Below are 13,773 nucleotides of genomic sequence, written 5' to 3' on the forward strand. Positions count from 1 at the left end.
CACCTTAACCGCCCATAAAGCTAACGTCAAGGTGACTCAACCCCAGCTGTGATGGGGGCTACCAGGAATAGCCCCCAATCATGCCAATTATTACGACAACTGATTTCCCCGAACTACTTCATTTACCTGATTAATTGTTCCGCTTTCGATACAATTTGCGAGCTGGATCGCGCAGGCAGATCATAATTGTAAATATCTGTACGATATTGAGTACGCCCATCTGCGCCGACAAATGCTGTCAGGTAGTAGAGATTAACCGGGATAGACTGACGGATATTGACGTAACGGGTATCTCCCTGCTTCAGAGCATCGGAAATACGCTTGTCATTCCAGCCTGCATCCTGCAACAGCATGTTTGCAAGATCGGATGCCTTATTCACCCTCACACAGCCAGAACTCAACGCACGCGTATCACGCTTGAACAGATTGTGATTAGGCGTGTCATGTAAGTAGATAGCGTCTGAACTCGGCATATTAAATTTATACCGTCCTAGCGAATTTCGTGGGCCTGGAGCTTGCTGAAAGCGGAACGGTAAATTCGACGCGGTAATCGTCGACCAGTCAACCTGCCACGGGTCAATTGCTTCTTTGCTGTTCCAGCCACGTATCACCGTATAGCCATGGCTTTCCAGATAGCCCGGATCATTACGCACTTTCGGCAGAATATCTTTGCGTGCCAGCGTCGGCGGTACGTTCCACGGCGGATTCACTACCACATTGTTTAAGGCACTGCTCATCATTGGTGTTTTGCGGTCAGGACGGCCGACAATCACCCGCGAGTCCAGCACCTGATTACCGTTCTGGTAATAGACCAAAGAATAGGCCGGTATATTGACCATGATGCCGGTAGAAAGCTCCGCAGGTAGCAAACGTAAACGCTGGATGTTGAGCGCCAACACACCTGCACGCTGTGCAGGTGTCACATTGAGCCAATCACGTGTGGCTGGACCAATAGCACCATCTGCCCCCAATCCTTGCCATGCCTGAAAACGTTTAACCGCTTCAACAAGCTCATTATCGTAGGCGGCACGTACAGTTGGCTTAGGTTTACTAAGAAACTTTGTTTGCTTTTCCGCAGTTTCGACGGCAACGGCAGATGGGCTAACGACTGCATCAGCGGGTGTTTCATCGCCAGGCAGCGCAATTTTCGGCCCACCATCGAGCATACCTGTGCGCTGCAATATTTCGCGCAGTGCTGGTACGTCATTACTCCACTGTCCAGGACGCAACGTTGCTTTACCGGTTAGTTGTGGCCACGGTTTGGTATCACTGAGCAAGGTCAGTAAAGATTCATGCATCGCGGCATATTGCGGATGCTGCGGTGCCAGTCCTGCAACAAACGTTGGCAATTGGCCATTATTTAGCGCCACCTGCCATTGGTTAATGACCGAGAGCGGTGGTGTTGAGAGTGCATAAGGTTTACTGCTGTATAGCCAGCGCGTGCCTTTGACCGGAATGTTAGCAACGAAATGAAGGTAACCCAGCATTGCATCCGACAACACTACGTCACGTGCCAGACCGTTAACGCCTGGGTCAGTCAGTAACTCTACCCATTTATTAAACTGCGGCTGAAAACCGGCAATCGCCACTTCCGCCAGTTGCTGCTGGAAAGCTTTAACCGCATCACGGTTTTCCCACATCGGCTGCATATCACGTGCGGCATACAGCAGTTGAAGCTGGTTAAGATAAACCGGCTTATAACCTGCGGGTAATTGAGATTCGATTTGTGTGCGTGCGTTTTCCGCCGCACCCTCTGGTAGCGGTTGGATCCCCGCCATAATTGCCGTCGCTTGCGCTTGCGGCAGTACATCTCCCTGTTCGCTGACAGCCACCGGGCTGTCGCCAGGGATTACTTCAGGCTCATCAGCCTGCACACTGAACAGTGGAGCGAATGTTACGGCCAGACAAAAACTTATTGCCGAAAGCCGACGACCACACATCATGTTAAGCAACATCCCTTGCCCCCCTGTTTTTATCATACTTTGAATAGCCAGGCTGCTTTTCTCTACTTGCCTGTACAACGCCAATACTCACGAAAGTATGACGAGCAAGCCTGTTACTTATCAGGCTTACCTTCAGTATATAAACGTCGATACGTTTTTACACAACCTAATGTAAAGAAGTTTAAAGAAAAGCGCACCGTAATGCGTAATGCCGATCAGTTAAGGATCAGTTGACCGATCCAGTGGCTGTGTAAGAATCCGGAAACGCTCACTCGTTTCCGGATTTTTTTATGCTCATTGGACAGGCCCTTGATTTGGTATCCCGTTACGATTCTCTGCGTAACCCACTGACTTCTCTGGGGGATTACCTCGACCCCGAACTCATCTCTCGTTGCCTTGCCGAATCAGGTACTGTAACGCTACGCAAGCGCCGTCTTCCCCTCGAAATGATGGTCTGGTGTATTGTTGGCATGGCGCTTGAGCGTAAAGAACCTCTTCACCAGATTGTGAATCGCCTGGACATCATGCTGCCGGGCAATCGCCCCTTCGTTGCCCCCAGTGCCGTTATTCAGGCCCGCCAGCGTCTGGGAAGTGAGGCTGTCCGCCGCGTGTTCACGAAAACAGCGCAGCTCTGGCATAACACCACGCCGCATCCGCACTGGTGCGGCCTGACCCTGCTGGCCATCGATGGTGTGTTCTGGCGCACACCGGATACATCAGAGAACGATGCAGCCTTCCCCCGCCAGACACATGCCGGGAACCCGGCGCTCTACCCGCAGGTCAAAATGGTCTGCCAGATGGAACTGACCAGCCATCTGCTGACGGCTGCAGCCTTCGGCACGATGAAGAACAGCGAAAATGAGCTTGCTGAGCAACTTATAGAACAAACCGGCGATAACACCCTGACGTTAATGGATAAAGGTTATTACTCACTGGGACTGTTAAATGCCTGGAGCCAGGCGGGAGAACACCGCCACTGGATGATCCCTCTCAGAAAGGGAGCGCAATATGAAGAGATCAGAAAACTGGGTAAAGGCGATCATCTGGTGAAGCTGAAAACCAGCCCGCAGGCACGAAAAAAGTGGCCGGGGCTGGGAAATGAGGTGACAGCCCGCCTGCTGACCGTGACGCGCAAAGGAAAAGTCTGCCATCTGCTGACGTCGATGACGGACGCCATGCGCTTCCCCGGAGGAGAAATGGCGGATCTGTACAGTCATCGCTGGGAAATCGAACTGGGATACAGGGAGATAAAACAGACGATGCAACTGAGCAGGCTGACGCTGAGAAGTAAAAAGCCGGAGCTTGTGGAGCAAGAGCTGTGGGGTGTCTTACTGGCTTATAATCTGGTGAGATATCAGATGATTAAAATGGCAGAACATCTGAAAGGTTACTGGCCGAATCAACTGAGTTTCTCAGAATCATGCGGAATGGTGATGAGAATGCTGATGACATTGCAGGGCGCTTCACCGGGACGTATACCGGAGCTGATGCGCGATCTTGCAAGTATGGGACAACTTGTGAAATTACCGACAAGAAGGGAAAGAGCCTTCCCGAGAGTGGTAAAGGAGAGGCCCTGGAAATACCCCACAGCCCCGAAAAAGAGCCAGTCAGTTGCTTAACTGACTGGCATTACACCGTAATGCGGCATTTTTTTAGTGCAGAAACGGAGTTTTCGAAAAAAAAGGCGACATCGCTGCCGCCTTAATCTTAACTTGCCTGGGAAGACGCTTCGTCAGTTCCTGGAAGCGTTTCAGGAAGCTGCGGCGCAAAGCCACGCAAACCAACCACATGTACGTGTTCGGTATTCTGGAATACCTTACGCACCAGTTTGTAGGTGGTGCCTTTTTCCGGACTAATATTTTCTGGTGCCGCGATGATGAGCTGCATTTGCAAACGCTCACACAATTCAAACAACGTGGCGATAGAACGGGCATCCAGGCGCGCTGCTTCATCGAGGAACAGCAGACGACAAGGAGAAATATCTTTACCGCGCAGACGACGGGATTCATCTTCCCAGCTCTGTACCACCATCACCAGAATCGACATCCCTGTACCGATGGCCTCACCCGTTGACAACGCGCCTGACTCCGCACGCAGCCATCCATCGGAACCACGGTTAACTTCAACTTCCATCTCCAGGTAGTTGCGATAATCCAGCAGCTCTTCACCAATGGTCTGCGGCGTGCGCTGCCCCATATCAATTTGCGGGTTAAGGCGCTGATACAGTTTCGCCAGCGCTTCCGAGAAGGTCAGACGGTTGCTGTTAAACAAATCCTGATGTTGTTCATGCTGTTCAGAAAGCACATCCAGCAACATGGCGTGCGTTTCACGCACATTCACGTTCAGACGTACGCTGTTCACCTGGCCGAACGACACGTTCTGCAAGCCCTGGTTAAGCATACGGATACGGTTCTGTTCGCGCTGAATGGTTTTGCGAATAATGTTCGACACACTGCGGGAACTGATCGCCAGTTTCTGCTCACGGGAGGTTAATTCTTCGGTCAGACGGCTAAGTTCGATCTCCATCTGCTCGATAGCTTCTACCGGATCATCGGTACGAATAATATCCTGGCGGATTCGTTCGCGCAGATGCTGGTAAACCGCCACGAAGAACTGGATTTTACGTTCCGGACGTTTTGGATCTTCCGACATACGCAGCACGTCGCGTAGATGTTCGTTATCCGCTACCGCCAGACGCAGCGCACCTAACGCCTTATCCGACATGGAACGCAAATCATCAGCAGAAAGATAAGCCAGCTCGCGACGGTGCAAGCGGCGTTCGACGCCGTTGTCTTTCACCATGCGCATTACCGCGCACCAGCCCGCTTTGGCGGTCACCACCTGCTCGCGCATCTCGTGATAATCACGCTCCAGCTTGCGCAGTTTACGGGTCAGGTTGTCCATCTCCGCTTCGCAGAAGGTGAGCGCTTTTTCCAGTTGGTTGCGACGGGAACGGTTATTACTGAGTTGCGCATGTAGCTCGTCACGGCGAATACGCGCGCGCTCTTCTGCGCCGCTATCAGCACGCACACCGATATCCTGCAATTCGCGTTGCAGATCGTTAAGCAGTTCTTTTTTAGTGTCATAAGAACTTTTCAGCGATGCCAGCACCTGATTGTACTGGTTCAACTGTGTAGAATGACCACGCAGTGCTTCACGAGCACGGGTACGCTCTGCTTCCGCATGTTCCAGACGTTCACGCAATTTTTCGTTGAGATCGCTGTTACCACTGAGCATTTCTGCCGAGTCGGAGTAGCTAAAGTGTGCGCGACGCTGCACCACTTCCGTCAGGGCAAATGCCTGCTGACGGGCATCGCGCTGCATCTGCTGGGAGTATGCGTAATCTTCTTTTAACTGTTCAAACTGTTCCGGATCGCTTTGCAACACTGAAACGATCGGCTCCAGTTTCGCCAGTTGATTACCGAACTGCTGAACAAAACGCGCCGCTTCCTGGGCTTCATCCAGACGTTCGCGGATTTCATCGACGCGATCTGCCAACGTATCGTCAGCCAACAGGTTAAGGCGTGGCAGGATGCGGTTAAGTGCTGTCACGCCCTCTTTCGCCTGCTCAAACTGAATGCGTTGCTGCTGGTTATCATTTTCATGATTACTCAACGCCCGCTCCAGTTCGACGCGGCGGCTGTTCAGTTGACGGATTTCAGCTTCCGGATCGGACTCAAATGCCACCGCCAGATGGCTGCCGATAAAGCGACTGAAAGCCTGATGCAGGCGCTGAGTTTTCTGTACATCAAAGGAGAGCGTGGCGAAGCGTTCGGAAAGCACTTCACGTTCGGCATGAAGGCTTTCAATACGGCTTTCGCGCGCCGCACGACCAAACAACGGCACTTCAGGGAAGCGCGAATAACGCCACTGACGGTCGGCAATTTTCACCACCACCGCTTTTTCCAGTTCATCAACGCTGAACACGCTGTCATCGAATGACTGCGGATCACCTTCGATCAGATAGAGATCTTCCGGGCAATCGGTTAAACCTTCCAGTTGTTCGGCAATCTGCGACAGATCGGGCACTACGATGGCGTGACGAGAGGGGCCATACAGCGCCGAGAAGTACGGCGCGTCTTCCAGGCTAACGTCGTCATAAATTTCTGACAACAGCACGCCGCCAAAACGTTCCGCCAGCGCATTCAGGCGCTGATCTTCAGAGCCCCCCGGCTGACTTAAACGCTCGATCTCTTCGTCAACGGCGTTTTTGCGCGCGCCCACTTCGTCACGTTCAACAATCGCCTCGCGCTCGCGCTCCAGCAACTGTTGCATGTATTCAGTGACATCCTGACTGGAGGTGAACTCTTCACCGCACTGCTCGCTCAACTGATTGAGGCTGTTTTGCGCAGCCAACCAAACCGGCGCACGCTGCATCAGACTCTGAATGCGTGATTGCAGTTGTTCCTGTTCCTGACGCAGCGCCATGCGCTCTTCACGGGCATTAGACACGCTGTCAGAAAGGGAGGCAATGCGTGCTTCCAGTTCCTGATGCAGGGCTTCCAGTTCATCGATATCAAAGTTCTTGCCCTGGCGTTTGCAGAAATCCGCCAGCAGGCGCTCGGCTTCCTGTTGCTCACGCAGGCGCTGTTCCAGTTCGCTTAAGCGCATCCGCAGCGGCTGAACCTGTTCTGCAAGGTGACGTTGTTCGACCCCTTCGCGCAGCAGTTCACGAGCAACATCCCACGCTTCGTTACGCGCCAGCGGACCGTTAATGGCTGCGACTAACTGATAAGCCTGCTCAAACTGGCTATGCGCGGTTTGTGCCATGCTCATTTTCTGCTCAAGAGAGAGCATTTTTTCGGTGGCTTCCAGCTCTTTCGCCTGGAAGGTTTCCAGCCACTCGGCGGCGCTGTCGGCAGTTAAGTCCGGCAGATGACACAGTTCTTTAGCGCGGTTAAGTGCAGTAATCGCCTGGTTGTACTGGATCGCGCGCGTTTGCTGGACGTCCAGTGCCTGCTGGTAGTCAGCAAGCTGGTTTTTCAGCTCGTCCACTTCCAGTTCGGCGGCTTCCGCGCGCGCTTCATTCTCTTCCTGACGTTCGATGGCCTCTGCCACCACTTCGTTTTGCTCTTCGAGACGGATCTGCAATTCATCGAGATCCGCTTCGTAACGTTCGATCTTTTCCTGCTGACGCAGTGCGGTTTGCACGAGGTTCAGGTGATCGCTGGCTGCCTGATAATCTGCTTCCAGATCGCCTTCCGCACCGTTGTGCTCTGCCAGTTCACGCGCCATATCGACGTGTTTGTACTGCTCCGCCGCCAGTTGCTGACGAGAAGTGTGTAGCTCACGACGAAACTCTAGTGCCTTATCCAGATGAACGCGACGTTCGTTGGCGTGACGCATATAGTCCGCCGCCACATAGTTGGTGGCTTCACTGATCAAATGCTTAAACAGGTCGCGATCGGACTGCGTTACACGAATCGCTTCCAGCGTCATGCGGTTTTCACGCAGCGCTGCTTCCATATCCTGGAACGCTTTACGCACGCCGCTGTTTTCTGGCAGCAGGTAGTCACGCAGAGAACGGGTAATGGCACTGGAAATACCGCCGTACAGTGAGGCTTCGATCAGACGATAGAATTTACTACGATCAGACGCCGAGCGCAGACGACGCGCAATGATGCCCAGATCGAACATCAGTGAATGGTAATCGGTGATGGAATTGAACTGCTTAAACTGCACGCCTTCCATCGCTTCGAGCTTCTCTTTCAGCTCATTAAGCGGCAGCACGCGCGCCTGGCGTTCGTTCAGGGTTTCTGTCACCAGTTGCGTCGGCAGCACCGACATCGGTAGCCCCTGAATCGCAAACGGTTTGATATCCACTTTACGATCGCGCCCGGCAACCTGTTGCAGACGCACACCGACCACCACGCGCTGATGGCGCGAGTTGATGGTGTCGAGCATCGAATAACAGACGCCCGCTTTTAGCTTACCGTGCAAACCTTTATCGCGCGAACCACTGGTGGCCCCGGCTTCCGTGGTGTTACGGAAGTGCAGCAGGGTCAGGTCAGGAATAAGCGCCGTAACAAACGCCGCCATAGTGGTGGATTTACCTGCACCGTTACCGCCGGAAAGCGTTGTGACCAGCTCATCGAGGTCAAAGGTACGGGCAAAAAAGCCGTTCCAGTTAATCAGCGTCAGTGAGCGAAATTTACCGCGTTCAATCATTATTCTTCCTCTCCGCTATCTGGCTGATTCTCTTCGGTTTCGTCGTTGAGTTGCAGGTGATTTTCCAGAGACATTGCTTCACCATCGCGAATCAGGCGACGTTGGGCTTCGCGCGGATCGTCACCAGCACGCACATCCGCACCAAAACGGAACACCGATTCTGTAATGCGGAACTTGCTGCTGTCGTGGCCCATAAACCACACCATGCCCAAACGACGCAGACGATTTAGCGAAGAACGTACTTTTTCCTGCAACTTCTGGCGGTCAACGTCTGAACCGGTAGAACGGTTGTTTACCAGTTTCAGCAGTTTCGCTTCGTCAGCCAGGGTGAGCAGTTCGTCATACAGTTCCTGCTGAGTAAAGATCCCCTCGTTCGCCAGCCGTTCCGGGCTGAGATAGAGATAACAGAGGATTTTCCCAACCATCATATCCAGTTCGGACAACACGGAACGAGGGATCAACGTGGTGGAACGTGGACGCAAATAGAAGAAACCTTCCGGCGCGCGAATAAGCTCAACGTTATAACGCGCGTAAAACTCTTCCAGGTATTCCTGAAAATCCATCAGGAATGCATGGTTGTCCAGTTCGTCAAGACCGATATGGCGACCTGAACGTAAGGCGCTATCCAGCGCCGGAAATAACGGATTCGCCAGCGCTTGCGCCAGCTTAACCGGCATCACTTGTTCAATATTTGTCGATGACATGCGCCTGTACCTTGGCTCCGTAATCATTAATCGGCTGCCATTTCGCTGGCAGTCCGGTGAAGTCTGCTTGCGCTACGCCGAGGCGTACCGCCTGATCAATAACAATGCGCGCAACATCAAAGTGACGCGCACGCGGATACTGCGCCAGATATTCGCGTACCACCAGACCAAGATCCAGCGGCACTTGTCTGGTTTTATAGACGGCGAGCTGCTCTTCGATGATTGCCGCCAGTTGTTCGCGGATCTCGTTAAACTCTTCGTACTCTAAATCTGGCGGAAGTTCCCCGGTCACTTCTTCGTCACGCAGTGCCATCTCTTCGTCACGCATATCCAGCAGACGATCGGCATTGGCGTAAGTCAGCGCCCACGGGTCATCAAAATAGGTTTGTACCGACTGACGTAATCGCTGGGCAAAGACACGGTTTTTATCCATATCGATCGCGGTACGGATAAATTTATGTACGTGGCGGTCATAACCGATCCATAAATCGATGGATTGCTGACCCCAACTGATAATACGGTCGAGTTTGCTTTGCAGGTCGTACACCAGACGATCGACAAAATGCAGATCGTCATGGGTCATGGTCGCATCCTGGATGCGCAACAGGTTAGCCTGTAATTTGTCGCCCGCCGCTTCCAGCGTATCTTGCAATTCACGCAGCGTACCAGAGGTTTCCGAAAGCAACATTTCACAGCTTGAGATCGCCGCCCGCCAGTCTTTATTCAATAACTGGGCGATATCGTCTTTCACCTGTTGCTGCTGTTCGTCCATCAGACGTTGCGTCAGGTCGATACTGTCGAAAATTTCTGCTACCGAGTATTTCAGCGGCGCATAGACGTTACGGTGCCAGTGAAAATCATCGCCGCCCTCTTCTGCCGCATCCGCCGCACGCTTCAGTTCGCCTGCAACGATCGACAATTGCATAGAAAGACGCAGCGTAGAAAACTCGCGCTGACGGATGTAGTAATCAGTAATGCCGATGCCGAGCGGCGTCAGACGGTAAATGGCGTTCCCTTCCGCCTGTTCGCTTGTAAAGCGGTTCAGCAGACGTTGACGCACCATATCGTTGATCGCGTTGTTGGCGCGCACGCCGATGGTTTCGCTGGTTTGCTCAAACGCATCACTCACGTGGCGGAATGCATCCACCAGCTCACCTTCACTCATCTCGCCGTCCAGACGCTCGCCGTTCAGCGTGGCCACCGCCAGCAGAAAAGAGAGACGGTCTACCGGCAGCGAGATGGAGAAGTCATTTTTTCTGGCCCAGGCAACCAGTTCGGGGACTGTCTGGGAAAATTCACTCATACTTTATCCTTGCTCTGCGGTTTGCGCGCGGTGACATGAATATAACGCCCCAGGCTAATGTAAGGTTCCTGACGGCAATAACGCGTTTCTAATTCAAGTAATGCTTCGTAGCAATCGCGCTGTTGGTGCTTTTCACGCAGATAATCATGAAACACGCGAACGCCGGTCTTGCCGGTAATTTGCCAGCCAGCTTCTTCCAGCCACTGATATACCTGCGCCGGATCGCGCGGAGAGTCTGGCGAAAGCGTCCGTTTTTTCTTTTTCGGCATTCCCGCCTGCACGTAATCAAAATTCCCTGCAACCATGTTGTGCATCAGCAAACCGTGCGCATTGTAGAACATTAACGACAACATGCCTCCTGGGCGCAACACTGACCACAGAGTCTGTAACACGCTACGGGGGTCAGCGACCCACTCCAGCACCGCATGGAACAATATCAGATCAACGGGCGTTTCCAAATGCGAAGCAACATCCTGAGCAGCGCAATGTATAAATTGCATGTTGCCGCTCACACCTTTTGCTTCTGCCGCCTGCTTTGCGCGGTCGATCATCTGCGCAGAAAGATCGCATAAAATGACCTGATGCCCACGCCCGGCCATTTTGATCGCCGTCTGCCCTTCACCACCGCCAGCATCCAGCACTCGCAATTTTTGCGAGCCTATTTCCGCCAGCACACGATCGAGATCCTGCCACAGAATAGCCTGTCGAAGCTGTCCTTTGGTGGTGCCGTAAATGTTACGGGAAAACTTTTCCGCAATATCATCAAAATTGCGATCCTGCATTGCTTTCTCCACCGGTTGGCTAAGACGTTTTCTGATAAAGGTGCTATTTTGTCACAGCCGAGGCGAGAATGAACCCGTCTGGTGTAATATCACTGCCGATCCCTCGCTATATGGTTAAAAAAGGAACCAGAAAGGATGCTTTTTACACTGAAAAAAGTGATTGGCGGTATGCTGCTGCCACTTCCGCTGATGTTGCTGATTATTGGTGCTGGCCTGGTGCTGCTGTGGTTTAGTCGTTTTCAAAAAACCGGGAAGATATTTATTAGCGTAGGATGGCTGGCACTTTTGTTATTAAGTTTGCAACCGGTAGCAGATCGTCTGCTGCGCCCCATCGAAAGCACCTATCCGACATGGAGCAATGTACAAAAAGTGGACTATATAGTAGTGCTGGGCGGCGGCTATACCTGGAACCCGCAGTGGGCGCCAAGTTCAAATTTAATCAATAACAGTCTGCCACGCCTGAATGAAGGCGTGCGTTTGTGGCGTGAAAATCCGGGATCAAAGTTAATCTTCACGGGTGGTGTGGCAAAAACCAATACGGTGAGTACAGCAGAAGTGGGGGCCAGAGTGGCGCAATCGCTGGGTGTCCCACGCGAGCAGATTATTACGCTGGATTTACCGAAAGATACCGAAGAAGAAGCCGCAGCAGTGAAACAGGCAATTGGTGACGCCCCTTTCCTGTTGGTGACCTCTGCGTCTCATTTGCCGCGCGCGATGATCTTTTTTCAACATGCAGGATTAAATCCGCTACCTGCCCCCGCCAATCAACTGGCAATCGATTCACCACTTAACCCGTGGGAACGGGCAATTCCGTCTCCGCTCTGGTTGATGCATAGCGACCGGGCCGGTTATGAAACGCTTGGCCGCATCTGGCAGTGGTTAAAAGGTTCATCAGGCGAGCCACGGCAAGAGTGATTTTGATGCCAGATCGAAGTTGCTCCGACTAAACCGTCCGGTATTGACCAGTTGCGCAACTTCATCCCATAACACATATAGCCAACGTCGCCAGATGAACGACTCCGCCACTGGCGCGCGTTGCAGGTAACTCCAGAGTAAATCTTCTGCCAGCGTATTATCCATTAGTCGGAACAGTTCATACTCTCGCGGTGCCCAAAGCATTAATCCCGGCCCGACCATCGCCAGTAGTTGATCGCTGCGCGAATCTTTCAACATGCTACGCAAACAGAAATTGCCGTGAATCAGCACACAATTGTCGTTAAATCCTTCAAATAATGCTGGAAGACATTCGCGGGTGCGGAACAGAATCCGCTTATCCTGCATGGTTAAACCGGTGTTATTGAACTGATTGAGCGTGGTCCATAACACTTCAATATGTTGCCGATACCAGGAGGGCCAGAAATTTTCCTGGGTATTATCCACTGCGCCAACGCAACCGCGACTGTCCTGTCGGTGCCAGGCCAACAGAGCTTCAACAATTTGCTCTTTCAGATGCTCCCAACGTTCCGGTGTACGTGCAGGTGCTTCCACAGAAACACCACGCATCCGCTCCAGTAACAGGACATCGGGGCCTGGGTGTTCTTCATGTGTCATCACACCATAAATAGTTGGCATACGGATAGTCCCGCTGCGCGCCAGCATGGTGGTTTTCCATGCCAACTGTCGTGCTTGCCCTGGCGTACTAAAGCTTCTTGCCAACAGCGGCATTGGGTTTCCCTGGCTGTCATACAAAGCCCACAACGCCGTATTCGCTTTTTCATTGACACACTCAATACGACTGAGTTTTTCACCCAGTAAATGGCTTAATTCGGCACGCAGCTGTTCCATTCAGATTACCCTCATAAAAGCTACTGCCTTCATAATGAGCGCCAATGTAAAAGATGTCACCTGAATGAGATCAATTGTTGAAAAGAAAAATGAGGAAAATCGTAACGGTACGACACTCCCCCGAAAATCGGGTGGAGTGTCGTGAAATTAACTTAGCGCATTTCAGCGCGAACGCGCTCGAGATCTTCAGGGGTATCCACACCTGTACCAGGAACTTCCCGGGCGACAGCAACATGGATTTTTTCGCCGTACCACAGTACGCGAAGCTGCTCTAACATTTCGATGTGTTCTAACGGGCTTGGCTGCCAGTTAACATAACGGCGGATAAAGCCTGCACGGTAGCCATAAATACCGAGATGCCGCAGGAAGTTATCACCAACGGTTTCCAGACTTTTTGCAAAACGGTCACGATCCCACGGAATGGTGGCACGTGAAAAGTAAAGCGCATAACCTTCAGCATCAAGAACCACTTTAACCGCATTCGGATTAAAGACTTCTTCCGCATTGTGGATAGGTACAGCCAGGGTAGCCATTCCCACTTCACGCTGGGCGAGATTATCGGCAACCTGACGAATGATTGTTGCAGGGATCATGGGTTCATCCCCCTGCACATTAACAATCACCGTATCGTCACTGAACGCGCATTTTTCGACAACTTCCGCCAGACGCTCAGTGCCTGATTGATGATCGGCGCGCGTCATGCATACTTCACCACCCGCAGCTTCAACGACGCGGGCGACATCGTCATGATCGGTTGCCACGATGATGCGATCGGCACCTGATTCGCGGGCGCGCTCAAGGACATGAACGATCATGGGCTTGCCGTTAATATCGACCAGCGGTTTACCGGGCAGACGCGTAGAAGCGTAGCGCGCGGGAATAATGACCACAAAACTCATGATTTACTCTCATCGGCAGTCAGTACACGGGCTTCCGTTTCCAGCAGAACTGGAATGCCATCGCGCAGCGGGAAAGCCAGGTTATCCAGTTTGCAAATCAGTTCTTGTTTTTCCTGGTTATACCAAAGTTTGCCGTTGCAAACCGGGCAGGCAACGATTTCAAGCAGACGATGATCCATAGTTCCTCCA

General features: G+C 52.4%; 10 protein-coding genes. 2 read left to right on the forward strand and 8 right to left on the reverse strand.

The features are described from left to right. Positions 1-122 precede the first annotated feature (122 nt). Positions 123-1,955, reverse strand: coding sequence for a L,D-transpeptidase (ldtD, locus tag C1192_RS07590; protein WP_038355292.1), 1,833 nt, complete (start codon positions 1,953-1,955; stop codon positions 123-125). A gap of 278 nt (positions 1,956-2,233) precedes the next feature. Here ldtD and C1192_RS07595 point away from each other — a divergent pair, with 278 nt between their 5' ends. Then, positions 2,234-3,562 carry an IS4-like element IS4 family transposase gene (locus tag C1192_RS07595; RefSeq protein ID WP_103194784.1) on the forward strand — a complete coding sequence of 443 codons (1,329 nt, stop codon included), beginning with the start codon at positions 2,234-2,236 and terminating at the stop codon, positions 3,560-3,562. 88 nt (positions 3,563-3,650) lie between these two features. On the opposite strand, the gene mukB is transcribed toward C1192_RS07595, so the two are convergent. From mukB to cmoM, 4 genes are read right to left on the reverse strand one after another with little or no spacing between them, the layout of a single operon-like run. Beyond that, positions 3,651-8,111, reverse strand: coding sequence for a chromosome partition protein MukB (gene mukB, locus C1192_RS07600; RefSeq protein ID WP_038354669.1), 4,461 nt, complete (start codon positions 8,109-8,111; stop codon positions 3,651-3,653). Beyond that, a complete protein-coding gene (gene mukE / locus C1192_RS07605; RefSeq protein WP_010329756.1) occupies positions 8,111-8,815 on the reverse strand; it encodes a chromosome partition protein MukE in 705 nt (234 codons plus the stop codon). Before mukE ends, mukB begins: the two co-directional genes overlap by 1 nt. Then, entirely contained in the window at positions 8,796-10,118 is a 1,323-nt protein-coding gene (gene mukF, locus C1192_RS07610; RefSeq protein WP_038354668.1) for a chromosome partition protein MukF, read from the reverse strand. The genes mukE and mukF overlap by 20 nt, the downstream gene beginning before the upstream one ends. Continuing rightward, positions 10,115-10,900 (reverse strand): tRNA uridine 5-oxyacetic acid(34) methyltransferase CmoM, encoded by a 786-nt coding sequence (cmoM, locus tag C1192_RS07615; RefSeq protein WP_001516118.1) that lies wholly within the window; start codon positions 10,898-10,900, stop codon positions 10,115-10,117. The genes mukF and cmoM overlap by 4 nt, the downstream gene beginning before the upstream one ends. A gap of 135 nt (positions 10,901-11,035) precedes the next feature. On the opposite strand from cmoM, the gene elyC reads away from it, so the two are divergent. Next, positions 11,036-11,815, forward strand: a complete 780-nt coding sequence (gene elyC / locus C1192_RS07620) for an envelope biogenesis factor ElyC (protein WP_038354667.1) — start codon at positions 11,036-11,038, stop codon at positions 11,813-11,815. Here elyC and C1192_RS07625 read toward each other — a convergent pair. From C1192_RS07625 to ycaR, 3 genes are all read right to left on the reverse strand, one after another. Then, a complete protein-coding gene (locus tag C1192_RS07625) occupies positions 11,792-12,685 on the reverse strand; it encodes a YcbJ family phosphotransferase (protein ID WP_000436936.1) in 894 nt (297 codons plus the stop codon). The genes elyC and C1192_RS07625 overlap by 24 nt on opposite strands. A gap of 152 nt (positions 12,686-12,837) precedes the next feature. Then, positions 12,838-13,584 carry a 3-deoxy-manno-octulosonate cytidylyltransferase gene (gene kdsB / locus C1192_RS07630; protein ID WP_000011587.1) on the reverse strand — a complete coding sequence of 249 codons (747 nt, stop codon included), beginning with the start codon at positions 13,582-13,584 and terminating at the stop codon, positions 12,838-12,840. Next, positions 13,581-13,763: a protein YcaR gene (gene ycaR / locus C1192_RS07635; protein WP_000350069.1), complete on the reverse strand. Its 183-nt coding sequence runs from the start codon at positions 13,761-13,763 to the stop codon at positions 13,581-13,583. The genes kdsB and ycaR overlap by 4 nt, the downstream gene beginning before the upstream one ends. Positions 13,764-13,773 lie beyond the last annotated feature (10 nt).

The sequence above is a fragment of the Escherichia marmotae genome (genome assembly GCF_002900365.1).
In the GTDB taxonomy this organism is placed as follows: domain Bacteria; phylum Pseudomonadota; class Gammaproteobacteria; order Enterobacterales; family Enterobacteriaceae; genus Escherichia; species Escherichia marmotae.